The following is a 24,830-nucleotide window of genomic DNA, read 5'->3' as shown; positions in this document are numbered from 1 at the left end:
CGATCAACCGCCGCCGTGCGGCCCGCGCCGTCGGATGGGTGCGGACCGATCAGATCGGCGAGCTGTCGTTGGCGGGGGCGAGCAGGCAGAATTCGTTGGTTTCGGGGTCGGCGAGCGGCAGGCCCGGTTCGGCGCCGAGCGGTTCGATCGTGCTCGCTCCCGCGGCACGCAGCCGGTTGACCTCGGCGGCCGGGTCGTCGGTGGGAAATGCCGTCACATCCAGGCGTAGCCGGTTGCGACCCTGTTTCGTCTCGGCGGTCTGGACGAATTCCAGCCAGGAACCGAGACCGGTCGGCGAGCGCAGGCCCGTCACCGGTGGGCCGCCACGCGCGACCGGCCACCCGGAGGCGGCCGACCAGAACTCCGCCAACCGCTGTGGATCCTTGGTGTCGACGACGATGGCGGCCACCGCGCCGGTGTCCACGTACTCCTCGCGTGGTTCGAGCACACAGAATTCGTTGCCCTCCGGATCGGCGAGCACCATCCACGGCACCTCGCCCTGCCCGATGTCCACTGGCCGCGCGCCGAGCGCGAGCGCCCGGTCCACCTGCATACGCTGATGATCGGTGGATCGGCTGGCCACATCGAGGTGAATCCGGTTCTTGCCGTTCTTGGCCCGGGACGCGGGCAGGAAGGTCAAGGCCAGGTCGGGGCCCGCGGCGTCCGGCGCCGCCACATCGACTTCACCCGGCCGATCCAGCGTCACTGTCCAGCCGAGCAGCCGAGCCCAGAAATCCGCCACCATACGTGGCTGGTCCGCATCGAACACCACACACGCCAGACGGGTGGTCATGACTCCACGGTAGCCGCAGATCGGGAGGGCAGGGGCGAATTGTCTGTGACCCGGGGTTCTGTGCGGGAACGGTCTGCCTGGCCGGCGACACCGCTACGGTGCGAGGTCGTCAGGGAAGGAGAATCGGACGGTTCGCAGATTCACTCGGCCGTCGTGCACCGGGACGCCCTCGGACGCGAGCAAGCGCAGTTGTTTGTCCGCCAAGTGAGATGCCGGACGGCCTGCGGCGCCGAGGACACGGTGCCAGGGCAGGTCCGCGGAGTCGGTGCGCATGATCCAGCCGACGGTGCGCGGGGTGGACAGCCCGGCGGCCGCGGCGATGTCGCCGTATGTGGCCACCCGGCCGCGTGGGATCGACGCGACCAGATCGCGGACTCGTTCGATCTCGGCGTCGGAGGTGGCCATCAGAGCACGGTGCGGATGAGCGTCGCGGTCTCCGCGGGCAAGGCCTGGGCGACCATATGGTCACAGTCCCATTCGTGCACGGTCAGGTGCCGGCCCATATGGGCGGTGATGGCCTCACGGAATTCCGGCGTGACGAAGGGGGGATCGACCTTCATGGCCTGCACGAGCACCGTCGGCAGATCTTCGGGTGGCAACACGAAGTGGCGGGCCAGCTGTCCCCAGTAGGAGTTGATCGCGGGCAGGCTCATGCGCCAGCCGACCCGCCCGTTCGCGGTGGGCATCAGGTGCTCGTCCAGTTCGGCCCGCAACAGCTCGGGGGCGACATCCCCCCAGCCGGTGTGCAGTTTGTCCATCCGCGCCTGCTCGACGTCGTCGTAGTCCTGGGAGGCAAGGGTGGACACGGCGATCTCGTGCAGCCGCGTCGGGTCGAGGGCGATGGCCGGGTCGAGCAGGATCAGATCGCGGGCCAGTTGCGGATGGTTGCGCACCAGATGCAACGCGCAGGCGCCGCCGAACGAATGCGCGACCAGTACCACCGGCTCGTCGGTCTCCTCGGCCAGCAGCTCGACCAAATCCTGGACGATCGTCTCGAAATTCCAGGGTGGCAGCGAGGTCGAGCGGCCGTGTCCACGCAGGTCGGGGGCGAGGATCCGGACATCGGGCAGGAACCGTTCGGCCAGATCGGCCCAGCGCCTGCCGTGACCGGTCACCCCGTGCAGGGCGAGCACCACCGGGCCGGTGCGTGGGCCGAAACGGTGAACGTGAAGTGGGGGCACGGTGACATTTTGACGGTTGACCGATTCGGGCGCAGCACCAGGCGGTGCGGCGCCGACATCGGGTGTGTCGGCCTCGTCTGTTGCAATAGCCCACGTGGTGCGATCGGATAACGCGGTGCGGCTGGTTCGCCGGAAGGTGGCGGCGCCCGGGCCAAGGGTCTGGGGCGCCGACGTTCGCGCGTTGTTCGCCGCCGCTGCCGATCCGGGCGCGGTCCGGCCGGGGAACGGTATGTGGCAGGTACTCGGCGGGCCGGGCGCCGGCAAGACCTCGCTGCTGGTCGATGTGGCGGCCGATCGGATCGCCGCGGGTGCCGATCCGGAGTCGGTGCTGTTGCTCGCGCACTCCAAGAACGCGGCCGCGGTGGTGCGCGACGCGATTACCGCGCGATTGTCGGCGCCGGCCGAGAGCAGCTCGGCGGGGGAGCAGAAGGCTTACGGCGCGGTCGTCACCGATCACGATGATTCACTCTTCGAACCTCCACCCGATCCGGAGGCGCCGTGGGATGGGGAGGGCCTGTTCGCGGTCGATGAGCTGGATGCGGCACTCGAGTGGCCGGGCGTGGAGCCGGAGATCAGCCCGCTCGGCGCGGCCCCTCGGCACGGGTTGGCTCCGGAAGCCGCCGCGCCGGTCCCAGATCCAGAGACCGACCCGGCGCACTTCCTCGGTGTTCCCGGCGCGACCAGAGAACCCCTGGTTCGCACCATCCACTCCTATGCCTTCGCCGTCCTGCGTCGCCACGCCGTCGCCCATGGCAATCCGCCGCCGCGCTTGCTGACCGGCTCGGAGCAGGATGCCGTGCTGCGGGAGATGTTGCGTGGCGATCTGATGGATATCGCCGAGGGGGCGACGAATCTCTGGCCGCAGCGCCTGCATCCGGCGCTGGGACTCGCTGGGTTCGCCGATCAGCTACGCGATCTGATGTTGCGGTCCACCGAGCGTGGTCTCGGCCCTGAGGATCTGGTCCGGCTCGGCCGTGAGCGCGACAAGCCGGAGTGGGTGGCGGCGGGCAGTTTCGCCGCGCGTTACGAACAGGCGATGCTGCTGCGCTGGTCGGTGGGAGTGGCGGCGCCGGAAGCCTCCGCGCCCGCGCTCAATGCCGCCGAACTCGTCGGCGCCGCGCTCGACGCGCTGGCTACCGACGCGAATCTGCTGACCGAGGAACGTGATCGGCTGCGCTACCTACTGGTCGACGACGCCCAGCATCTGGATCCGCAGGCCGCGATGCTGGTGCGAGTTCTCAGTGCGGGCGCAGCGGTCACCGTGATCGCCGGTGATCCCGATCAAGGCGTGTTCGCCTTCCGCGGTGCGGATTCGCGCTTCCTGCTCGACCTCGACGTGCCCGCCCGGCAGCGAATCGTGCTGCGCGACAACCATCGTGCGGTACCCGGGGTGCGGCTGGCCGTCGCCCGGGTCGCCACCAGACTGCCCGGAAGTGCACCGCAGCGGCCACGGCCGGGCAACGATGACGTCCGCACGCCTGAACAGGGGGCCGATGTCAGGGTCAGGGTGCTCGCCACCCCGGCCAAGGAGGCGGCGTTGATCGCCGACCATCTGCGTCGCGCCCATCTCACCGAGGGTGTGCCGTGGTCGCGGATGGCGGTGGTGGTGCGCTCGGTGCCGCTGTCGCTTCCGCCCTTGCGTCGCGCCTTGCTGGCTGCCGGTGTTCCGGTACGTCAGCCCGCGCTGGACACTCCCTTGGCCCGTCGGCGCGGCGCCGCGTGGATGTTGTCGTCGTTGCGAGCCATCCTCGCCTCGGAAGCGTCCGTGGCGGGTGACTCGATGGCGGGCCCGCATCGCCATGAGGCCATGTTCACTCCCGATGACGCTCTGGATCTGCTGTCCAGCCCCCTCGGCGGCGCCGACCAGATCGCCCTGCGCCGCCTGCGCCGCGGTATCCGCCGCACCGCACTCGATCTGGAACGCGTCGTCGCCGCTCGCGCGGCCGATATCCCCTTGGCGAATGCCGAACCGGCACCGGAGCCGGAGGACATCCCACCACCCCCGGATCCAGCCGGCGCCGACCTCACCCCGGAATGGACGATCGAACAGGCGTCCAGGATGTCGGCCGATGCCGACTGGTACGGCATCGATATCGACCCACCCGATCGCGAAGAAGACCGCTACGGGCTCACGGCGGAAACGCCTGATACCGATGTTGTTCCGGATCCCATCGACGATCGAGACGCACACTGGGACAACGATTCCGGTAGCGAGAATGAGATCCTCGAACGCCCAATGGAACTCGATGGCGTGCAGACTGTTCGCGCCGACGATGAGGACGGCGCCGACAACACGCCGACCGGCGCCGACCAGGGCGACCTGCCGGACCTCAGGGCCGAGCCCGCCGCCGAGCACTCGCCCTCGGAACAATCTTCCGCCGAGGTACTCCGCGACCTACTGCTCGGTGTGGGTGATGCGCGGCTCGTCGCCGGGCTCACCGAGGTCGAGTCGGCCCCGCTGCGGCGGGTGCTGACCGCGCTGGAGCGGGCACGGAAAGCACGGCGGCGTGGAGGTGGGCTCGAGGATGTGCTGTGGGCGTTGTGGACCGGGGCGCGGCTGGAGCGGCGTTGGGTCGCGCAGTCCGAACGCGGCGGCGCCGCCGGTGCGCAGGCCGACCGTGATCTGGACGCGGCGGTCGCGCTGTTCGATGCCGCCGCCGCCTACGTCGACCGGCTGCCGCGAGCCGGAATCGAGGGTTTCGTGGAATACCTGCTGCACCAGGAGATCCCGCACGATGCCGCGGTGAGAACCAATCCCGTCGAAGCGGTGGAACTGCTGAGCGCGCACTCGGCCGCGGGCCGGGAATGGGACGTGGTCGCGGTCGCCGGTGTGCAGGAGGGGATCTGGCCGGACCCGCGTCCGCGCGGCACGCTACTGCATACCGAGGACCTGGTCGACGTCGCGGCAGGCGTTCTCACCGACGGCGAACGGGTCAGTCGGGCGGCGCCGATCCTGGCCGAAGAGCGCAGGCTGCTGCTGGTGGCGTGTAGCCGTGCCCGGCGATCTTTGCTGGTCACGGCGGTGGAGTCGGTGACGGGTGATCGCGATCTGGTGCCGTCACGGTTCCTCGCCGAACTGCTCGGCCATGACGACGACAGCGAACCGGGCGCGCTCCCGGTGGCCGATCCCGGTCGCGCACTGGTCATGGGGTCACTGGTGGCCGAATTGCGCGGTGTGGTCTGCGATCCCGAGGCCGACCCGGACCGCAAACGCCGCGCCGCACGGCATCTGGCCCGCTTGGCGGAGGCGGGTGTGCGCGGCACCGGCCCCGACGACTGGTACGGCATCGCCGAACTCAGTACCGAACAGCCTCTGTGGGACGACGACGAATCCGCAGTGGCCCTGTCACCGTCGACGGTCGAGTTGTTGCGCACCTGCCCGCTGCGCTGGGCGCTGGAACGGCACGGCGGCACCGATGGCGACAACCCACACGCGGTCAAGGGCAATCTGGTGCACACGCTGGTCCAGGCATTGGCGGGGAAGGTGCCGACCGCTCAGGTGCGGGCAGCGCTGCACGCGGTCTGGCAGTCGGTCGACGCAGACGCGGGCTGGCATTCCCGGCAGGAGCGCCGCCGCACCGAAGCCATGTTGGAAACCTTTCTGGCCTGGGTCGACAACACTCGCGGCGAGCTCACCCAGGTCGGTATCGAGGTGCCCGTGGACTGTGTGTTGCCGCCACGCGCCGATGACGAACCTCCGGTGCGCATCCGCGGCCGCGTCGACCGGCTCGAACGTGATGGGCAGGGGCGCTTCGTCATCGTCGATGTGAAGACCGGCAAGAACCCTGTCTCGGTCAAGGCCGTTGAGGACCACGCGCAGTTGGCCACCTACCAGGTTGCCGCCGCGTTCGGCGCGCTCGACGCTGATTCTGACGAATCAGACCGTGCGTGGCGCGAATTCGACGACGTGCCGGCAGATGAAGGACATTCCGGTTCCGGTGCCGCCGTTGGCAACGACCCCGGCCAGAACGACGTACCCGGCCGAATCGACGCCGCTGAACCCGGCAACAACCCGCATCCCGCCCTCGAACTCGGCGAACCAGGCGGCGCCCGCCTCGTCTACGTCGCCAAGCCAAGCACCAAGGACGGCGCGACCCAGCGCACCCAGCAACCGCTCGACGGCGAAGCCCTGCACACCTGGCGCGGCACCATCCACGATGCCGCCGCGGCGACCAAAGGCCCCAGCTACCTCGCCATGCGCAATGACGGCTGCCGCCACTGCGCCGTCGCGGGCAGCTGCCCGGTTCAGGACACCGGACGCCAGGTGACCGACGAATGAGTGAGCGAAGCGTACGCGCCCGGGTCACGCCGTGGCAGCTCGCCGAGGCACTCGGTCTGCCCCCACCCACCGACGAGCAGGCCGCGGTGATCGCGGCACCGCCCGGCCCGACGCTGGTCGTGGCGGGTGCGGGTGCGGGCAAAACCGAGACGATGGCGGCGCGGGTGGTCTGGATGGTGGCCAATCGGCTGGTGCTGCCCGATGAGGTCCTCGGCCTGACGTTCACTCGAAAAGCAGCGCAGCAGTTGACCACCCGTATCCGGACCCGCCTTGCCCGGCTCGCGGGGGCACCGTTGCTGCGGGAACTCGATCCGACCGGCGGATTGCGTGCGTCGCTTGCGGGCGCGGAACCGGAGATCAGCACCTACCACTCGTATGCGGGCAGGCTGCTGACCGAGCACGGTCTGCTGCTGCCGGTCGAGCCGTCGGCGACGCTGCTCACCGAAACCCAGCTGTGGCAGTTGGCGCATCAGGTGGTGCGCGCCTGGGACGCCGATCTCGACACCGAACGCACGCCCGTCTCGGTGACCGAGGCGGTGCTGGCGCTGTCCGGTCAGCTCGCCGAACATCTGGTGGAGCCGGAGGACCTCGCCGAGGCGCACACCGAACTGGAGAAGTTGGTGCATACCCTGCCCGCGGGTCCGCGCCAACGCGGCGGGCCGAGCCAGGAACTGCTCAAGATACTGAAGGTGCAGCGCGAGCGCGTGGCGCTGTTGCCGCTGGTACGGCAGCTGGCCGAGGCGTTGCGGCGACGCGGCGCACTGGATTTCGGTGCGCAGATGTCGCTGGCGGCGCGGCTCGCGGCCGAGCATGTCGAGGTCGGTATCGCCGAACGCGCCCGTTTCCGGCTGGTCCTGCTCGATGAGTATCAGGACACCGGCCATGCCCAGCGCATCCTGCTGGCCGCACTGTTCGGCGGGCACGGCTCCGGCACCGACCGTCCGGCGGTCACCGCGGTCGGCGACCCCATGCAATCCATCTACGGCTGGCGCGGCGCCTCGGCGGCGAACCTCCCGCGGTTCGCCGCCGACTTCCCCACCGCACCGGGTGTACCCGCACCGACACTGTCGCTGTTGACCAGTTGGCGCAACCCACCCGAAGCGCTGGCGTTGGCCAACCTGGTCGCGGAACCACTGCGCAGCAAGGCGATCGAGGGGGGCGGCGTCACCGTTGACGCCCTGCGCGCCAAGCCCGCCGCCGAACCGGGCGAGGTCGCTGTCGCACTCACCGACACCGTTGCCGACGAACGGGAATGGTTCGCCACCCGAATCGCGGCGGACTGGGCCGCGCGGCACGACGCGGGTGAGCAGCCGCCGACCTCAGCGGTCCTGGTGCGCCGCAATGCCGATGCCGCGCCCATCGCCGAAGCGCTGCGTGAGCAGGGGCTGCCGGTGGAGATCGTCGGCCTCGGTGGGCTGCTGGCCACCCCTGAGGTCGCCGATATCGTGGCCACCCTCCGGTTGATCGCCGAACCAGGCGCGGGTAGCGCGGCGGTGCGTATCCTGACCGGCGCGCGCTGGCGGATCGGAGTGTCCGATCTGTCCGCGCTCGCCCGCCGGGCCAGGGATCTGTCCATCGGTCGCGGCACCGCGGGTACCGGCGATATCACCGATGGTGCCGCGCTGGCCGTCGCGCTGCGTGAGGTCGCCCCCGAACCGGCCGAACAGGCCGGGCTCGCCGACGCCATCGCCGACCCTGGTTCGCCGGAACAGTATTCGGCCGACGGGTTCCGGCGCATCGTGGCCTTGGGCCGCGAACTGGCCACCCTGCGCGAACGCAGCGGCCAGCCGCTGACGGAGCTGGTCGCCGACGTGGAACGCACCATCGGCGTCGGTGTGGAGACCCAGGCAAGGCGGGCGATGTCCGGTGCGGGAGCGGGGCGCGAACATCTGGATGCCTTCGCCGAGGTCGTCGCCGGATATGCGGGCGATTCCGGCGCATCGCTGAGCGGGCTGCTCGCCTTCCTCACCGCCGCCGAATCGGTGGAGAACGGACTGGAACCGGGTGAGGTGGAGGTTGCCAAGGACCGGGTGCAGGTGCTCACCGTGCATGCGGCCAAGGGACTGGAATGGGAGATCGTCGCCGTACCGCATGTGGTGCGCGATGTCTTCCCGTCGGGCAAGGCCTCCGGGAGCTGGCTCGGCGCCCTCGCCGAACTACCAACGACCCTGCGCGGTGACCGTGCCCACGACGACGATGGCGCCGACGGTGTTCCGGTGCTCGACCTGTCCGACCTCTACGACCGCTCCGATCTCGACCGCGCCATCAAGGCGCACAAGGCCGCGCTTGACCGCCGCCGCCTCGACGAGGACCGCAGGCTGTTCTACGTCGCGCTCACCAGAACCGAACGAGTACTGCTGGTTTCGGGCCACTACTGGTCCGATACCAGCCCGTCGGTCAAGGGACCCTCGGAGTTCCTGCTCGAACTGAAGCAGGCGAACGAGAACACCGACAGCCCCGCCTACGGTGCCGCCGAACTCGCCCGCTGGGACGATCCGCCGGACCCGGAGGCGGTCAATCCGTTCACCGACAACCCTGCCACCGCGCGTTGGCCGCGCGACCCGCTCGGCAGGCGCCGCGACCCGATCGAACAGGGCGCGCGGCTGGTCCGGGCCGCCATGACCGAACTCGCGGCGGACCCATCGGCCGGGGCCGCACCGGATGACGTCGACGGCGACGACCCCGACGGCTGGGCCGCCGATGTCGAGGCACTGCTGGCCGAGCACCGCAGTGCCAGTGTGGTTGCCGAAGAAGTGGAACTGCCCACCAGACTGCCTGCGACCGCGCTGGTGGAGATGCGGGCCGATCCGGCCAGGCTGGCGGCGCGGCTGCGTCGTCCACTGCCCTATCCGCCGAACCCGTTGGCCCGGCGCGGCACCGCCTTCCACGCCTGGGTGCAGCGGTGGTTCGCCGCCGATCGCCTGCTCGGCCTGGATGAACTACCCGGCGCCGCCGACACCGTCGACAGTGCCGACGTGGAGCTGGCTCGCATGCAGGAGTCGTTCCTGTCCTCGCGCTGGGCGCACCGCAGCCCCATCGAGGTGGAGGTCCCCTTCGAAACAACCATCGCGGGCACCGTGATCCGAGGCCGGATGGACGCGGTCTTCGCCGAACCGGACGGCCGGTGGACCGTCCTGGACTGGAAGACCGGCGCCGAACCGAACGCCGCCGACGAGCCCGCCGTCGCCGTGCAGCTGGCGGTGTATCGGCTGGCCTGGGCTCGGCTGATGGCGGCGCGCACCGGCGCGGATCCGGAGCAGCTGCTCGATCGGATCGGCGCCGCGTTCCACTACGTTCGCAGCGGTCGCACCGTCGCGCCTGCCGATCTGCCCGGCGCGAGCGAGTTGACCGAGTTGATCAGATCCGCGGCGCCCGACGACTCACCGCGAGCGCGCTAGTGATCAACGGAATTTGCAGCGGCAGCCGCAGCACCGAGATCAGCTTCACCGGCCATCCGGCCTTCGAGCTCCTCAGCGAATCCGCCGTGAACTGAACATTCGCCGGGAACACCGCGACGAACAACGCGGCCGCTAGTCGTCCGCCGAGGCGCCGGGTGCGCGGCACGGCCAGCGCGGTGGCCACACCGAGTTCGGCCACACCGGAGACGTAGGTGTAGGTGCGGGCGCGGCCGGGCAGCTTGTGCGGCACGATCGAGTCGTAGGGCTTGGGCACCACGAAATGCAGCACGCCTGAGCCGAACAACAACGCGGCCAGAGCGAGCGCCGGTCTACGGCTGGTATCGGGTTCGACGGACTCGGAAACGGCCATGCGCCCCACTCTAAGCGGCAGGCCCGGCTGCGTCTGCCGTCGTCCGTCGCGTCGAGACCGTCGTCCGGTGGGCCGACCGGGTAGGCTCCGGTGCTGTGCCGGAGGGAGAAATTATGCCGGAGCCGGTGAATTCGGCCGGAATCGGCGCCGGGGAATCAGGGAGCGGTGAGTGCGTTGCTCGATGATCTGGGTGACCGCGCGCGCAGTGGGCTGGGGCGGATGACCGACAAGCCGGACTTCGCTCTCGTGGGTGTGCTGCGCATCCCCGAAGCGCAAGCCAGCCCATGGACCTCATTGACGCGCCGGGTGCTGTTCGCGATCGGACTGCTGTTCGGCGCCGCGCTGGTGGTGTACATCGGCCGCGACGGCTACCGTGACGCCTCCGAGAATCCACTGTCGTTCCTTGACGCGCTGTACTACGCGACGGTGTCACTGTCGACCACCGGATACGGCGACATCTCGCCGGTGACCCCGCTGGCGCGACTGATCAACATCATCGTCATCACCCCGCTACGCGTGCTGTTCCTCATCGTGCTCGTCGGTACCACGCTCAGCGTGCTGACGGAACGGTCCCGCCAGGCATTCAAGATTCAGCGTTGGAGGCACAGCGTGCGCAATCACACCGTCGTCATCGGATACGGCACCAAGGGCCGCACCGCGATCGACGCCATGATCGGTGACGGGGCGTCGCCGTCGGAGATCGTCGTGGTCGACACCGACTCCGTCGCGCTGGAAGCGGCGGCCAACGCCGGTCTGGTCACCGTGCAGGGCTCGGCCTCCCAGTCGGATGTGCTGCGGCTGGCCGGTGTACAGAACGCCTCGTCCATCGTGGTCGCCACCAACCGCGACGACACCGCGGTGCTGGTCACGCTGACAGCACGTGAACTCACCAAGAGCGCCAAGATCGTGGCCTCCATCCGTGAGGCCGAGAACACCCACCTGCTGCGGCAGTCGGGGGCCGATTCGGTGGTGGTGTCCTCCGAGACCGCGGGCAGGCTGCTCGGCATCGCGACCACCAAGCCGACGGTGGTGGAGATGATCGAGGATCTGCTCACCCCGGAGCAAGGATTCGCGGTGGCCGAACGCGAGGTCGATCCCGGTGAGGTCGGCGGCTCCCCGCGCCATCTCAGCGATATCGTGCTCGGTGTCGTGCGTGCGGGCGAATTGATCAGGGTCGGCGAACCGGAGGTCGATGCGCTCGACCACGGCGACAAGCTGCTGTATCTGCGCCGCGCCGGGCGCTGATTTCACCCGGCAGCTCTCCACTAAGCTCGGGTTGTGGCATTCCAGCTCAATAGCGTTCCGCTGCTGTCTCGTTCCGCCGTCGATCGGGCCGAGGAGGTGCGCGCCGACCCGCAGGCGTTGAAGGAAGGCTGGTCCACCGCCAAACTGCTGCGGATCAACCGGCGCGGCCAAGTGCGCTTCGACGAGGGTGCGCTGGTCTTCGGCTCCGCCGTCGAGCTGGCCGCCGAACCGGATCCGGCGGCGGTGTTCCTCGGTATCGCCGATGGTGTGCATCTGTGGGCGGTGCGCGATGCCGAACTCGCCGGATCGCTGCTGGACCTGCGCGCTATGGCCGCCACCGTCGACGATTTCACCGCGGGCCTGCTGTCCACCGCGCTGGCATTGCTCAACTGGCACGACAAGGCCGGTTATCACGCGGCCGATGGCACCCCTACCCTGTCGGTCAAGGGTGGCTGGTCACGCTCCACCGAGACAGGGTTCGAGGAATTCCCGCGCATCGACCCGGCGGTGATCTGCCTGATCCACGACGGCGGCGATCGGGTGCTGCTTGCCCGGCAGCACAGCTGGCCAGAGACGCTGTTCTCACTGCTCGCAGGCTTCGTGGAGGCGGGCGAATCGCTGGAGCGCTGCGTGGAACGTGAGATGCGCGAAGAGGTCGGCCTCGATGTCGGTGACATCCACTATCTCGGCAGCCAGCCGTGGCCGTTCCCGCGCTCGCTGATGCTGGGATTCAGTGCGGTCGCCGACCCCGATCAGCCGCTGGTCTTCTCCGACGGCGAGATCGCCGACGCGCACTGGTTCACCCGCGCCGAAGTGCGGGCGGCGCTGGACGCGGGCGATTGGTCGACGCGTTCGGAGGGTGCCAGGTTGCTGCTGCCTGGTTCGATCTCGATCGCCCGCACCATTGTGGAGTCCTGGGCCGCGCTCGACTGAGCGCGGTGATCGCTATCTCAGGAGATGGCGGCCAGCGCCTGCTTGACCTGGGCCAGCGACGGATTGGTCGCCGTCGAACCGTCGGCGAACTTCACCGTCGGGACCACGTGATTGCCGCCGTTGACGCTGCCGACGAACTCGGCGGACGCGGGGTCCTGCTCGATATCGATCTCGGCGTAGGTGATTCCCGCCTCATCCAGCTGCTTCTTCAGCCTGCGGCAGTAGCCGCACCAGGTGGTCGAGTACATGGTCAGGTCGATGTTCTGCTCGGTCACGGATCGTGCAACGCCCGATGCGCCGTTCCTGTTCCGGCGGGGCCCACCGGAGGATGGGCAGTCCGCGCGGTCGGCAGGCCGGTGACATGGCAGCCGCCCCGCTGTCGGTGTGCGCTGACATGATGGAGCGCGTGCCCGCACTCGACCTCACCGCCCTCGACCCCGAGCAGGCCGCCGCCGTGCGGGCACCGCGGGGGCCGGTGTGTGTGCTCGCAGGCGCTGGCACCGGCAAGACCAGGACCATCACCTATCGGATCGCGCATCTGGTCGCCGCGGGGCAGGTCAAGGCCGATCAGGTGCTCGCGGTGACCTTCACCGCCAGGGCGGCGGGGGAGCTGCGCGGGCGGCTGCGGGCGCTCGGCCTCGGCGGTGAGGCCAACCAGGTGCAGGCGCGCACCTTCCACGCCGCCGCGCTACGTCAGCTGCGCTACTTCTGGCCGCAGGTCGTCGGCGATGTGCCGTGGCGATTGCTCGACAGCAAGTTCCCGGTGGTCGCGCAGGCCGCCCACCGTGCCGGCCTGCCATCGGGCACCGAAAGCGTGCGCGATCTGCTCAGCGAGATCGAATGGGCGAAATCCTCGCTCATCGCCCCCGAGGACTATCCGGCGGCGGTGGCCCGTCACCACCGCGACGCTCCGTTCGACGCGAACCGGATCGCGCAGGTCTACACCGGTTACGAAGCACTCAAGACCACACCGGACGGGCTGCTGCTCGATTTCGACGACCTACTGCTGCACACCGCGGCGGCGCTCGAGGACTATCCCGCCGTTGCCGACGAATTCCGCGGCCGCTACCGGTGTTTCGTCGTCGACGAATACCAGGACGTCACCCCACTCCAGCAGCGGGTGCTCGACGCCTGGCTTGGCGAGCGCGACGATCTCACCGTCGTGGGCGACGCCAACCAGACCATCTACTCGTTCACCGGCGCGAGCCCCGCTCACCTGCTGGATTTCTCGCGTCGATTCCCCGACGCCACCGTCGTCCGACTCGAGCGCGACTACCGCTCGACACCCCAGGTGGTGTCGTTGGCGAACCGGGTGATCGGGATGGCCCGCGGACGCATCGCAGGCACCCGCTTGCAGCTGATCGGCCAGCGCGCCGATGGGCCAGAGCCGACCTTCGCCGAATACGACGATGTCCCCGCCGAGGCGGCAGGGGTCGCGCGCGCCATTGCCGAACTCATCGCCGCCGGTACCCCTGCGGCCGAGATCGCGGTGCTCTACCGGATCAACGCGCAATCGGAAACCTATGAGCAGGCGCTGACCGAACGCGGCATCCCCTACCAGGTGCGCGGCGGCGAAGGTTTCTTCACCCGCGCCGAGGTCCGCCAGGCCGTGCAGGCGCTGCGGCAGGCCGCCGCGCGCGACGACCTGCCCGACCAGGCGCGCACCGGCGATGCCCTGGTCACCTTGGTTCGTGCCGTGCTCGCCCCGCTCGGGCTCACCGCCACCGAACCCACGGGGGCGCAGGCTCGGGAGAAGTGGTCGTCGCTGGTCGCGCTGGTCCAGCTCACCGAGGAGCTCACCACTCACGACGAGCGCCTCGACCTGCCGGGGTTGCTGCGCGAGCTCGCCGCGCGCGCGGAGGCCAGGCACCCACCGACGGTCCAGGGCGTCACCTTGGCATCCTTGCATGCCGCCAAGGGGCTGGAATGGGATGCCACCTTCCTGGTCGGCCTCTCCGATGGCACGCTGCCGATCGCGCACGTCCTCGCCGATGACGGATCCGTCGCCGATCAGGCCGCCCTGGAGGAGGAACGTCGCCTGCTCTACGTCGGTGTGACCAGGGCACGCGAGCATTTGCAGCTGTCGTGGGCCCTGGCGCGCAACGCGGGTGGTCGTCGGACCCGGCGCCGCTCCCGCTTCCTCAACGGGCTCGTCCCCGACGATTCCCCGGCGTCCCGCATTGCCGCACCCTCGACCGACCGTTCCGCCGACGGCACCCGCCCGCTGTGCCGGGTCTGCGCCAAACCGCTGATCGGCACCTATTCCACGATGCTCGGCCGCTGCCGCAGATGCCCGGCCGAACTCGACGTCGAACTGCTTGCCGCGCTGCACGAGTGGCGCGCGGAGAAGGCACAGGACCAGCGGCTGAAGGAGTTCAGTGTGTTCACCGACACGACCCTCACGGCTATCGCCGAACAGCTACCCACCGACGATGCAGCGCTCGCCGCGATTTCCGGTATCGGACCGCGCAAGATCGAACAGTACGGTGCCGACGTCATCGCATTGGTCAGGTCCCGCACCGCAACGAATCACAAAACCGCAGGTAGAAAATAGGTTGTCGGTTCTTCCGAGATCGCATACGGTGGGAAGCACGCACCGGGAGGGTATCTCGGCGCGGACAGTTCAGACAGATTACGAGTACAGGAGGGAGGCAGACGAAATGAACAGCATCACAGCATTCGACGTGATCGGGACCGACGTGTCCTTGTCGGCTGTTTCTGCCTCCCGGGGGATCCTCGCCATGCAGGGGATCGGTCTGTCCGGCGTCGGTGCATTCGGCACACACGTGGATAACACGCTCACCCCGATTCTCATCGATCCGCAGGACAAGCCCAGCGCGGACTGGCATCTGGCCGCTGCACCCGCAGTCGTCGGCGCCTACGCAGCCGAAACCGGTAATGAGCCGGTGCAGCTGCTGGCAGCACGCCTCCGCAACGCACACCCAGCGTCCGTGATCAGGACTCGACACAGATGTCGACCTAGGTAGGGAACTCTCCCCGACCTCCTGGCCACGGATCGCACGAAGCGAAACCGTGGCCATATTTCTCCGGCCCTTCAGCCGGCAGCCCCGGTTTCGCGGAATGAACGACACCGAACCGCTGCAAACGAGCTGAAGGAGAACGACGTGTTCACCGCAGAGAGCTGGCCGACGGCCACTACTGACGTGACATGCCGAACCGTGGCAACCGCTCCCCGTGACCAGGAGGTCACCACCACCGTGCCGTGCCGGGCCGGGGACCCGGACCTGTGGTTCGCTGAGAGCCCGGTCCAGTTGGAGCAGGCCAAGGCGCTGTGCGCATCCTGCCCGATCCGTAAGGGCTGCCTGAGCGCAGCCATGGATCGCCGTGAGCCGTGGGGCGTGTGGGGTGGGGAGATCTTCGACCAGGGTGTCGTGATCGCCCGCAAGCGGCCCCGTGGTCGCCCCCGCAAGGTTGTTGCCTGTGTTTAATTGCGGCGCCTCCGGCACCGCGTGTTCGCGGCCCCTTGGTGTCTCGCGTTTCCGCTACCGCCGCTTGCCTTCGGCTCGAGCAGCGGCAGCGGAAACGCGAGACGGGCCGCGAACTGTGCTCGGTCTCGCTTCGCTCGAAATGTGAGGTGTGACCGGCCGTTGTATCGGGTTGCGCCCGCCGGTGATCGGCGGGTTCTTTGTTTATCGTTGGGGTAGCTGAGTTTTCGGGTTGGCCACTTACGCGCTGTCGCGCTGTTCCCGGAATCCGGGCATCCAGGTCGCTGCCAGCTGCATGAACGGCACCTCGGCGTCGAGCTGGGCGCTGATACCGATCGAGCCTGCGAGCACCCGGAAGATCATCACATGGTCGGGCGGCAGCATCAGCGCACGCGCTGTCTTCATCTCCGGGCTGTTGAAGTCCGAGGCACGCCCGGCCACACGCTGCATCCACTTGCGGGTGAAGTGGAAGGAATCGGACTTGATCGGATCGGTGAACGGCCGCAGATAGTCGGCGATCTCCTGATGGGTGATGACCCGTCCGGGGATCACCCATCCGTTGTCGTGCAACAGTGCGGTGAGCTCCTCGAACTCTTCATCGACCGCCAACGCCAGGATCCGGCCGAGCAATTCGGGAAAGCCGTTGGGCAGCGGTGCGCAGGCACCGAAGTCGATCACGGCGAGTTTGCCCTCCGGGGTCACCATGAAGTTGCCCGGATGCGGGTCGGCATGCAGGAGCCCGGCCAGTTCGGGTGAGCAGAAATGGAATCGGCCCATCAGGGTGGCGACCCGGTTACGGAGTTCGCGAGTGCCTTCGGGATCGGCATTGCCCGCGGCGATGATCGCGGAAACCGCTGTGCCGTCGAGCCATTCGGTGACGATCACCTTCGGTGCGCTGGCCACCACCTTGGGTACAACGAATTCCGGGTGGCCGTCGAAGGCCTTGGCGAAGGCGCGCTGATTGTTCGCCTCGTTGCGATAGTCGAGCTCTTCCTCGGTGCGCTCGGTGATCTCGGCGAGGATCGGCTTCACATCGGCGCCGGGAATCACCGATGAGATGAGTCCGGTCATCCGCGACAGCGTTTTCAGATCAGCGCGCAGCGCCTCGTCGGCACCCGGATACTGCACCTTCACCGCGACGGCGCGACCGTCCGACCACACCGCTCGGTGCACCTGGCCGATACTCGCGGAGGCAGCGGGCGAGTCGTCGAAGGAGTGGAAGCGGGTCCGCCACTGGGTGCCGAGCTGCTGATCGAGTACCCGATGCACAGTCTCGATCGGCATCGGTGGCGCCGCCGCTTGCAGCTTGGTCAGCGCTTCCCGATAGTGCTCGCCGAACTCCTCGGGGACTGCGGCCTCCATGACGCTGAGCGCCTGGCCGAACTTCATCGCGCCGCCCTTGAGCTCGCCGAGGACGGTGAACAGCTGCTCGGCAGCCTTCTGGTTCAGCTTCGCGTTGATCTCGCCCTTATCGCCCCCGGCCAGCTTCCTGCCGAAACCTACGGCGGCTCGTCCAGCGATCCCGAGGGGAATCTTGGCTAACTTCGCATTGCGGGAGGAGCTGCGGCGCACGATCTCGGACACGTACCCATCATGGCCGACCGGGCCGCTGCTGTGCCATTGAAATCCACTGAGAATCCCGCTTTCGGAGTGGTGCGCGTCACATCGAACCCTCGGTACCGGGACGGATGTGCCGACAAACACAGCGCGCGTGTGGCGCCCAGTGCCGGATGTCGAGCCGGTACGAATCCAGATCCAGCTCCAGCTGAGCCTCCAGAACGGCCGGTGGCCGCCGGGCCGAACACGCGATGATCGACTCCAGTTCGCGCAGCGCCAGCGCCGCGGTGGCCTCGATTCCGGAGCGGGAGGCGTGTCCGACCCGGCCGAGCAGTTGCGCGGCCAGGCGTGGCCAGTCCGGGTCGTAGTCCGCGCGCAGCAGGTCGGCGCAGCGCAGGCAACTGGTTCGCCCCGGCTGCACCAGCGGCCCGACCAGACCGGCACCGTCACGTAAGCGCACCGGAAGATGGGCGATCCGTGCGCGCAGCAATTGCTCGATCAAACGGGGGTCCGGGACGAGCGTGTCGGTCAGCAGCACCAGATCCGGTCGTTGGCGTAGGTCGATGCGCGGGCCGCGGGACCGCTGTGGCCGCAGCCCGAACCGGCGCAGCCCCGTTGTGACCGCATCAGAAAGCGGGCCGAGCCCGTGGATCCGGACTCGACGGACGCGACCGGCAGGGGCGTCGGGATACACCAGCAACGCCGCGTCGTCGAGTGTGGCCAGCAGCTCGCTCGCGCGGTGTGCACCGATACCGAGTTCGCTTGCCAGCCACATGATCTGTGGACGAGTACGTAACCCATCGAGCAGCTGCAAGAACTGCAGGACGGTATCGGGGTCGAGGCCGGGGACCGCGAGCTGACGCGCGGAATCAGGATTCCAGCCGAGTTGAACCGCACCGGAGGACCGGGTCAGGATCAGCAAGTGCGGGTGCAGCATCGGCCCGCGCAAGCACAGCGATGTCATGGCGAGCAGTATGCGGATCCGCCCACAGCCGAACCGGGACGACAACCGGAGTTATCCACAGGGCGCCGCCGCGTCGATCGCCCGACGCGGCGACCCTGTCGGCTCGGTGGATCCCGTGCTCAGGAGGCGGTGTCGCCGCCGGATTCGCCTGGCTTATCGCCCGTTCCACCGGCCTTGTTGCGTTCGTCGCGTTCGCGCGCCTCGGTTTCGGCCAGCTGCGCCAGTGGATCGTCGAAAGCATTCGTGCCGCCGCCGATCACCGCATCGATGAAGCCTACGGGGGAGTCCAGATCGCTGGCATCGGGCAGCAGATCGGGATGGGCCCAGATACCGTCGCGCGCCTCCATCCCAGCATCGGTGGTCAACCGCTGCCATAGTGCCGCCGCCTCACGCAGTTTGCGCGGCCGCAGCTCCAGACCCACCAGAGTGGCGAATGTCTGCTCGGCCGGGCCACCGGTGGCGCGGCGCCTGCGCAGCGTCTCGGCCAGTGCACCAGCACCGGGCAGCCGTTCGCCGACGGCCTCGGACACCACGACCTGCACCCAGCCCTCGATCAGGGCGAGCAGTGTCTCCAGCCGTTCCAGCGCCTGCTTCTGCTCGGGCGTGGTCTGCGGCTCGAACGTGCCCTTGGACAGGATTTCCTCGAGCTTGCTCGGATCGGTCAGCGACATCGGATCGATGCCCTGGGCCGCCTCCTCCAGCGCCGAGAAGTCCATCTTGATACCGCGCGCGTAGTCCTCGACCGCGCCGAGCACCTGCTGCCGCAGCCACGGCACATGCCCGAACAGACGCTGATGGGCCGCCTCGCGGGCAGCGAGGAACACCATGATCTCGCTCTCGGGCTGCTCCAGACCCGCGCTGAACTCCGAGATGGCGGCGGGCAGCAGGGCGGCGGTGCCCGCGGGACCCAGCGGCAGGCCGATATCGGTGGAGGTCAACACCTCCTTGGCGAGCTGACCGAGCGCCTGGCCGAGCTGCGAACCGAAGGCCAGTCCACCCATCTGGCCGAGCATCCCCATCATCGGCGCCGCGAACTGCTTGGCCTCCTCGGGCAGGTTCGCCGTCCACATGCCGGAGATCTGCTGCGCCACCGGATCGCACAACCGCTGCCAGGTCGGCAGGGTCTCCTCGATCCAGTCGTTGGCTGTCCACGCGGCGGTCTTGGTCGCGCCGGCGGGCAGAGTTGTCGCACCATCGAGCCACAGCTCTGCCAGGTGTGCGGCGTCGGTAACGGCACTGGCGGTGCCCGCGGACACCGGGGTGACACTCGCACCGAGCTGCTGACGGGCCAGCCGCTTGGCGACGTCGTAATTGACCGGACCGCTCTGTTCCGAGCCCGGCTGGGCCATTCCCTGACCCATACCGCTGAGCATCTGGCCGAGCGACGTCAGCATCTGTCCGAGCTGGGCGGGATCGAATCCACCCGCACCGGAACCGGCCATGCCGAAGCCGAACGGGTCGCCCGCGCCGGGACCGCTCGGCTCATCGCCGCGTTTGCGGTCATCGTCGTCGTCGCGGTTCGAGAATCCGAACGGGTGGTCACTCATACCCATTACGTTACGCGGCGTGGACCGGCGGCGATGTTCGCGCGCCGCGAAATCGGCGCGGTGGCCGCGCGCACGCGTGAGCACTCTCACGACGGTCGATCCGAGCACCCGCGAACCGCGAAATCTCCGCCGGTGCCGCCCCGTGGCCGCCGCGATCGCTACTGTTGGCCGCGTGAATCGTCGGATCATCACTCTGCTCGCCGCGCTGCTCCCGGTGCTCGTGCTGGGCGTCGCGGGGAACTGGTTCAACGTGCCCTTCGTCGCTCTCGGCCCCGGGCCGACGTTCAACACTCTTGGCGAAGTGGACGGCAAACAGGTCGTCGACGTCACCGGTGTGGAGGTGGATCCGACGACCGGAAACCTCAATATGACGACGGTGTCGGTGCGCGACGGGCTCAATATCTTCGAGGCGATCGGCTTCTGGTTCAGCGGTGAGCACGGGCTCGTCCCACGCTCGGAGGTCTATCCGCCCGGTGTGTCGCGGGAGGAGATCGATAAGTCCAACCAGCAGGACTTCAAGGACTCCGAGAGCAACGCCGAGATCGCGACGATGAACTTCCTCGACCTGCCCACCGCGGTGCTTGCTCGCACAGTTGCCGACAACGGACCGGCCACGGCGGTGCTGGAAGAAGGCGACGAGATCGTCAGCATCAATGGCGTCCCGATGGTCGAACCCAAGGACGTGGTCGACGCCATCGGAAAACTGCCTCCTGGCAGCGAGGTCACCATGGTGACCCGTCGCGGGAGTGCCGAGCAGACCGTCACCGTGACGCTTGGCGCCCGCGAGGACGACCCGAACAAGGGCTATCTCGGTGTCACGCCCGGTGCGGGCGCACGTCCGCCGATGGAGGTCACGTTCAATCTGGCCGATATCGGCGGACCATCCGCGGGCCTGATGTTCAGCCTCGCCCTTATCGACAAGCTCACTCCCGGTGAACTCGACGGCGGCACGTTCATCGCAGGCACCGGATCGATCGATCAGGACGGCAAGGTCGGCCCGATCGGCGGCATCCAGTACAAGATGATGGCCGCGCGCGAGGCGGGCGCCGAGACCTTCCTTGTCCCGGCCGCCAACTGCAACGAGGCCAGGCAGCGCACCCCGGACGGCCTGCGCCTGGTGAAGGTGGACAACCTCGCCGGCGCCGTGCAGTCGCTCGAGGATCTCAGTGCCGGACGTCCGACGGTCGGCTGCGGCTAGACGGGACGCCGCGCGGGCTCAGTCCAGCGTGTGCCGCAGGGCCTCGGCCACATTCGCGGCCAGGTTCGGGTAGGTCCGCAGTTCGAGGTCGGCGAACTCGTCGGCGTCGTCGTCGGGACGCACTTGCAACAGGCACAGGGTGGTGCCCGCCCGAAGGGCCGCCGCGAACAACCGGGCCTCCCGGCGTTCCGGATGGGAGTGGGCGGCGGCGCGCCCGGCGGCGTCGGCCGCATCGTCATCGGCGAGCAGCGGCGTCAACGCGTCATCGAGGGTGCTCTCGGCAGTCGGCGGCAGCACCACGATCTCCTGCACCAGCACGCATCCGGCGACCGCGGGTGGCCAGCTCGTGGTGGCCAGGACTTCCTCCAGCGCAATCGAGCCACCGGTCACGTCCTCGGGGAACGGTTCCTGGGCGACCGGAGTGAGTTCGTCACCGGCATCCACCTGATCGATGAGCCCCGGCTCAGCGGCCACCAGATCGGCAGTCGGCACCAGCGCGAACATCTGCGGCGGACGTCCCCACCCTTCGGAGTCGACGAATTCGGCCACCTCCCGGACGGCACGGGACAACACCACTTCGGCATGCAGGTCAGCGCTCACTGTGTCTATTTTGCGCCGCCTGCGGCACCGAGTGTTCGCGGGGCTGTGTTTGTTGTGCGCCGCCTGAGGCACCGCGTGTTCGCGGCCCCCTTGTGTCTCGCGTTTCCGGTGCCGCTGCTTGCCTTCGGCTTGCGCAGCGGCACCGGATACCGCCCTGCCATCTGCGCGGTGTCCGATTTTCCGTAGAGTGGGCGCCAACGGTCCGAATCGGACCATCCGCAACATCGGACTGCGGCGTGCAGGCGTTGGCGCCGCCGGACCTTGGAGAGTGGCATCGTGGGCATGCGGCCCCCCTCGGGCTTACCTTCGTTGTCCCGCCGCAGCCGTGTGCTGCTGGTGGCGGCCGTCGTTCTGGCGGCGCTACTACTGGTGGGACCACGACTGGTCGACACCTATACGAACTGGCTGTGGTTCGGCGAAGTCGGCTTCCGTGGCGTCTACGTCACGGTCCTGTGGACCAGGATCTTGATCTTCGCCGTGGTGGGGCTGTTCGTCGGGCTGGTGGTGTGGGGTGCGCTGCTGCTGGCGTACCGCTCCCGGCCCGTGTTCGTACCCACTGCGGGGCCCAACGACCCCATCGCGCGCTATCGCACGACCGTGATGAGCAGGCTGAAGCTGTTCGGCATCGGGATCCCGGTGCTGCTCGGCGTGCTCTCCGGCCTGGTGGCGCAGTCGAATTGGGTTACCGTTCAGTTGTTCCTGCACGGCGGCTCCTTCGGTGAGACCGACCCGCAGTTCAATCTCGATGTCGGCTTCTACGCCTTCGATCTGCCGTTCTACCGGATGATCCTGAACTGGCTGTTCGTCGCCATCGTCATCGCGTTCTTCGCGAATCTGGTGACCCACTACGTGTTCGGCGGCCTGCGCCTGTCCGGTCGCGAGGGCACCCTCACCAATGCTGCGCGTATCCAGCTCGCGGTACTGGCCGGAACTTTTGTGCTGCTCAAGGCCATTGCGTACTGGTTCGACCGCTACGAACTGCTCATGAGCAGCCGTAAGGAGCCAACCTTCAACGGTGGCTCCTTCACCGACATCAATGCGGTGCTGCCCGCCAAGCTGATCCTGATGTCGATCGCCATCATCTGCGCGGTCGCGTTCTTCGCAGGTATCGTGCTGCGCGATCTGCGGGTGCCCGCCATGGCCGCGGCCCTGCTCGTGTTGTCGTCGGTGCTGGTCGGTGCGGTATGGCCGCTGATGGTCGAGCAGTTCTCGGTGCGCCCGAACGCCGCGGAGAAGGAAAGCGAGTACATCGAGCGAAACATCGCCGCTACCCGCAAGGCCTACGGGATCACAGATGACAAGATCGACTACGTCCCGTATTCCGGTGAGAGCAGTAAGAACCCGGCCAGCATTCCGGTCGATAACGCCACCATCGCCAACGCGCGGCTGCTCGATCCGAACATCCTGTCGCCGACGTTCACCCAGCTGCGTCAGCTGAAGAACTTCTACGGCTTCCCGGAGTCACTGGATATCGACCGCTACACCATCAACGGTCAGGTCCAGGATTTCATCGTCGGTGCACGTGAACTGTCGCCGTCCTCGCTGACCGGCAACCAGACCGACTGGATCAACAAGCACACCGTCTACACCCATGGCAACGGCTTCGTCGCCGCGCCCGCCAACCGCGTCAACCGGCCGCAATCGGATGATCCCAACGCTGCTGGCGGCAGTAGCGACTCCGGTTATCCGATCTTCATGGTCAGTGACCTGTTCACGAAGCCGGACGATCAGCGCATCAAGGTCGAGCAGCCACGCATCTACTACGGCGAACTGATCTCGCAGTCCAACCCGGACTACGCGATCGTCGGCGCTGTCGAGGGCGAGGCGCCTCGCGAATACGACAAGGACGACGCCCGCTACACCTATGAGGGCACCGGTGGCGTGCCGATCGGTAACTGGTTCAATCGCCTGGCTTTCGCGGCCAAGTACGCCGAGCGCAACATCCTGTTCTCCTCGGCGATCGGCGAGGACTCCAAGATCCTGTACAACCGCGACCCGCGCGACCGGGTGCAGAAGGTCGCGCCGTGGTTGACCACCGACGGCAACACCTATCCGTCGGTCGTCGACGGCCGGATCGTCTGGATCGTGGATGCCTACACCACGCTGGACAACTACCCCTACGCCCAGATCTCCTCGCTGGAAGGCGCGGTCGAGGACAGCATCGACCGCAAGACCGGCAGGCTGCTGCCACGCAAGGAGGTCAGCTACATCCGCAACTCGGTCAAGGCCACTGTCGACGCCTATGACGGCACGGTGAACCTGTACGAGGTGGACTCCTCGGATCCGGTGCTCAAAGCCTGGCGCGGGGTGTTCCCGGACGCCGTGAAGTCGGAGAGCGAGATCAGCCCCGAGCTGCGCGAGCACTTCCGGTATCCGGAGGACCTGTTCAAGGTGCAGCGCGACATGCTGACCAAGTACCACGTCGACGATCCGCGCGAATTCTTCACCAACAACGCGTTCTGGTCGGTGCCCGCCGATCCGACCGTCGAGGGCGTGACGGCCAGCCAGCCGCCGTACTACGTGCTGCTCGGTGATCCGGAGACCGGCAAGCCGGTGTTCAACCTGACCAGCGCGATGGTGGGCTACAACCGGCAGTTCCTGTCGGCCTACATCTCGGTGCGGTCCGATCCGGAGGGGTACGGCAAGTTCCGGATCCTGCAATTGCCGACCGACACCCAGACCCAGGGTCCGCAGCAGACGCAGAACACGATGACGACAGCGCCACAGGTCTCGCAGGAGAAGACGCTGCTGTCCAACTCGAACAAGATCAGATACGGCAATCTGCTGACGCTGCCGGTCGCCGACGGCGGCATCCTGTACGTCGAGCCGTTCTACAACGAACGCAATACCGGCCCGAACACCGCGACCTTCCCGCAGCTGCTGCGCGTGCTGGTCAGCTACCGCGACCAGGCGGGCAGTGTGAAGGTCGGTTATGCCTCGACGTTGGCCGAAGCGCTGAACCAGGTCCTGCCGGGTGCGGGTGCACTGGCGACGCCGCCGGGCGGTGATCCGGCGATCCGGCCGCAGCCGGGGACCGCGCCGCCGGTCGAGGGCTCGACGCCGCCGCCTGCGGAGAATGGCGGACCTCCGCCGGTCGAAGGTTCGACACCGCCGCCACCAGCGGGTTCCTCAGGAGCCCAGGATGCCGCGGCCGCCGAACTGAACCGCAGGATCGAGGCGGTGCGCACCGCAATGCGGACGGGCAACTTCTCCGACTTCGGTAAGGCGCTCGACGAGCTGGAAGCCGCGGTGAAGGCCTACCAGGACGCCGGACGCTGATCGGTTGATCCGCGGGTCGAGGGCACGGGGAGCCCGTGCC

Annotated in this window: 18 protein-coding genes; 9 read left to right on the top strand and 9 right to left on the bottom strand. The window is 68.2% G+C overall.

Annotated elements, in window-relative coordinates; genetic code table 11:
- Positions 1 to 49: 49 nt before the first annotated feature.
- The 3 genes from GV792_RS23175 to GV792_RS23165 all read right to left on the bottom strand — a co-directional run bounded on the left by GV792_RS23175 (position 50) and on the right by GV792_RS23165 (position 1,974).
- A complete protein-coding gene (locus tag GV792_RS23175; RefSeq protein WP_163826398.1) occupies positions 50 to 793 on the bottom strand; it encodes a VOC family protein in 744 nt (247 codons plus the stop codon).
- Positions 794 to 886: 93 nt separating this feature from the next.
- A complete protein-coding gene (locus tag GV792_RS23170; protein WP_375154307.1) occupies positions 887 to 1,198 on the bottom strand; it encodes an MGMT family protein in 312 nt (103 codons plus the stop codon).
- Complete coding sequence (locus tag GV792_RS23165; protein WP_163826397.1) at positions 1,198 to 1,974, bottom strand: alpha/beta hydrolase; 777 nt, start codon at positions 1,972 to 1,974, stop codon at positions 1,198 to 1,200. Before GV792_RS23165 ends, GV792_RS23170 begins: the two co-directional genes overlap by 1 nt.
- Positions 1,975 to 2,155: 181 nt before the next feature.
- Here GV792_RS23165 and GV792_RS23160 point away from each other — a divergent pair, with 181 nt between their 5' ends.
- Entirely contained in the window at positions 2,156 to 6,253 is a 4,098-nt protein-coding gene (locus GV792_RS23160) for a PD-(D/E)XK nuclease family protein (RefSeq protein WP_445738781.1), read from the top strand.
- Positions 6,250 to 9,651, top strand: coding sequence for an ATP-dependent helicase (locus GV792_RS23155; RefSeq protein WP_163826396.1), 3,402 nt, complete (start codon positions 6,250 to 6,252; stop codon positions 9,649 to 9,651). Before GV792_RS23160 ends, GV792_RS23155 begins: the two co-directional genes overlap by 4 nt.
- Here the strand turns inward: GV792_RS23155 and GV792_RS23150 are convergent.
- Complete coding sequence (locus GV792_RS23150) at positions 9,611 to 10,021, bottom strand: DoxX family protein (protein ID WP_163826395.1); 411 nt, start codon at positions 10,019 to 10,021, stop codon at positions 9,611 to 9,613. The genes GV792_RS23155 and GV792_RS23150 overlap by 41 nt on opposite strands.
- A gap of 219 nt (positions 10,022 to 10,240) precedes the next feature.
- Between GV792_RS23150 and GV792_RS23145 the strand changes: the two genes are divergently transcribed.
- Together GV792_RS23145 and nudC are read left to right on the top strand one after the other, a co-directional pair.
- A complete protein-coding gene (locus GV792_RS23145; RefSeq protein WP_163826459.1) occupies positions 10,241 to 11,266 on the top strand; it encodes a potassium channel family protein in 1,026 nt (341 codons plus the stop codon).
- Positions 11,267 to 11,299: 33 nt separating this feature from the next.
- Positions 11,300 to 12,199, top strand: a complete 900-nt coding sequence (nudC, locus tag GV792_RS23140; RefSeq protein WP_163826394.1) for an NAD(+) diphosphatase — start codon at positions 11,300 to 11,302, stop codon at positions 12,197 to 12,199.
- 17 nt (positions 12,200 to 12,216) lie between these two features.
- Here nudC and GV792_RS23135 read toward each other — a convergent pair whose 3' ends face one another.
- Positions 12,217 to 12,447, bottom strand: coding sequence for a mycoredoxin (locus GV792_RS23135; protein WP_163826458.1), 231 nt, complete (start codon positions 12,445 to 12,447; stop codon positions 12,217 to 12,219).
- A gap of 149 nt (positions 12,448 to 12,596) precedes the next feature.
- Between GV792_RS23135 and GV792_RS23130 the strand changes: the two genes are divergently transcribed.
- The 3 genes from GV792_RS23130 (at position 12,597) to GV792_RS23120 (ending at position 15,648) form a co-directional block, all read left to right on the top strand.
- Positions 12,597 to 14,753 (top strand): ATP-dependent DNA helicase UvrD2, encoded by a 2,157-nt coding sequence (locus tag GV792_RS23130; protein ID WP_163826457.1) that lies wholly within the window; start codon positions 12,597 to 12,599, stop codon positions 14,751 to 14,753.
- Between the two features lie 106 nt (positions 14,754 to 14,859).
- Positions 14,860 to 15,186 (top strand): hypothetical protein, encoded by a 327-nt coding sequence (locus GV792_RS23125; protein WP_163826393.1) that lies wholly within the window; start codon positions 14,860 to 14,862, stop codon positions 15,184 to 15,186.
- A 138-nt stretch (positions 15,187 to 15,324) separates the two neighbouring features.
- Complete coding sequence (locus GV792_RS23120; RefSeq protein ID WP_163826392.1) at positions 15,325 to 15,648, top strand: WhiB family transcriptional regulator; 324 nt, start codon at positions 15,325 to 15,327, stop codon at positions 15,646 to 15,648.
- 237 nt (positions 15,649 to 15,885) lie between these two features.
- Here GV792_RS23120 and GV792_RS23115 read toward each other — a convergent pair whose 3' ends face one another.
- From GV792_RS23115 to GV792_RS23105, 3 genes are all read right to left on the bottom strand, one after another.
- Entirely contained in the window at positions 15,886 to 17,229 is a 1,344-nt protein-coding gene (locus tag GV792_RS23115; protein WP_163826391.1) for an ABC1 kinase family protein, read from the bottom strand.
- A 76-nt stretch (positions 17,230 to 17,305) separates the two neighbouring features.
- Entirely contained in the window at positions 17,306 to 18,166 is an 861-nt protein-coding gene (locus tag GV792_RS23110) for a hypothetical protein (RefSeq protein ID WP_256668068.1), read from the bottom strand.
- Between the two features lie 119 nt (positions 18,167 to 18,285).
- Positions 18,286 to 19,713 (bottom strand): zinc-dependent metalloprotease, encoded by a 1,428-nt coding sequence (locus GV792_RS23105; protein ID WP_163826390.1) that lies wholly within the window; start codon positions 19,711 to 19,713, stop codon positions 18,286 to 18,288.
- Between the two features lie 172 nt (positions 19,714 to 19,885).
- Between GV792_RS23105 and GV792_RS23100 the strand changes: the two genes are divergently transcribed.
- Positions 19,886 to 20,911: a YlbL family protein gene (locus tag GV792_RS23100; RefSeq protein WP_175582986.1), complete on the top strand. Its 1,026-nt coding sequence runs from the start codon at positions 19,886 to 19,888 to the stop codon at positions 20,909 to 20,911.
- An 18-nt stretch (positions 20,912 to 20,929) separates the two neighbouring features.
- Here the strand turns inward: GV792_RS23100 and GV792_RS23095 are convergent, their stop codons facing one another.
- The gene (locus tag GV792_RS23095; protein ID WP_375154308.1) at positions 20,930 to 21,511 is read right to left on the bottom strand and encodes a PPA1309 family protein; all 582 of its coding nucleotides are present in this window, start codon (positions 21,509 to 21,511) and stop codon (positions 20,930 to 20,932) included.
- Between the two features lie 276 nt (positions 21,512 to 21,787).
- Here GV792_RS23095 and GV792_RS23090 point away from each other — a divergent pair, with 276 nt between their 5' ends.
- The gene (locus tag GV792_RS23090; protein ID WP_163826389.1) at positions 21,788 to 24,790 is read left to right on the top strand and encodes a UPF0182 family protein; all 3,003 of its coding nucleotides are present in this window, start codon (positions 21,788 to 21,790) and stop codon (positions 24,788 to 24,790) included.
- Positions 24,791 to 24,830 lie beyond the last annotated feature (40 nt).

Origin of the sequence: Nocardia cyriacigeorgica (genome assembly GCF_010868145.1) — a bacterium.
Taxonomy (GTDB): Bacteria; Actinomycetota; Actinomycetes; order Mycobacteriales; family Mycobacteriaceae; genus Nocardia; species Nocardia cyriacigeorgica_D.
The sequence above is the reverse complement of the archived record's forward strand: the minus strand, read 5'-3'. Positions and strand labels throughout refer to the sequence as shown.

Excerpts from the sequence above, each read along its gene's own strand:
- GV792_RS23175 (WP_163826398.1), bottom strand. The coding sequence starts at position 793 with ATGACCACCCGTCTGGCGTGTGTGGTGTTCGATGCGGACCAGCCACGT.
- GV792_RS23170 (WP_375154307.1), bottom strand. The coding sequence starts at position 1,198 with ATGGCCACCTCCGACGCCGAGATCGAACGAGTCCGCGATCTGGTCGCG.
- GV792_RS23155 (WP_163826396.1), top strand. The coding sequence starts at position 6,250 with ATGAGTGAGCGAAGCGTACGCGCCCGGGTCACGCCGTGGCAGCTCGCC.
- GV792_RS23150 (WP_163826395.1), bottom strand. The coding sequence starts at position 10,021 with ATGGCCGTTTCCGAGTCCGTCGAACCCGATACCAGCCGTAGACCGGCG.
- GV792_RS23145 (WP_163826459.1), top strand. The coding sequence starts at position 10,241 with ATGACCGACAAGCCGGACTTCGCTCTCGTGGGTGTGCTGCGCATCCCC.
- GV792_RS23135 (WP_163826458.1), bottom strand. The coding sequence starts at position 12,447 with ATGTACTCGACCACCTGGTGCGGCTACTGCCGCAGGCTGAAGAAGCAG.
- GV792_RS23130 (WP_163826457.1), top strand. The coding sequence starts at position 12,597 with ATGGAGCGCGTGCCCGCACTCGACCTCACCGCCCTCGACCCCGAGCAG.
- GV792_RS23125 (WP_163826393.1), top strand. The coding sequence starts at position 14,860 with ATGAACAGCATCACAGCATTCGACGTGATCGGGACCGACGTGTCCTTG.
- GV792_RS23110 (WP_256668068.1), bottom strand. The coding sequence starts at position 18,166 with ATGACATCGCTGTGCTTGCGCGGGCCGATGCTGCACCCGCACTTGCTG.
- GV792_RS23105 (WP_163826390.1), bottom strand. The coding sequence starts at position 19,713 with ATGAGTGACCACCCGTTCGGATTCTCGAACCGCGACGACGACGATGAC.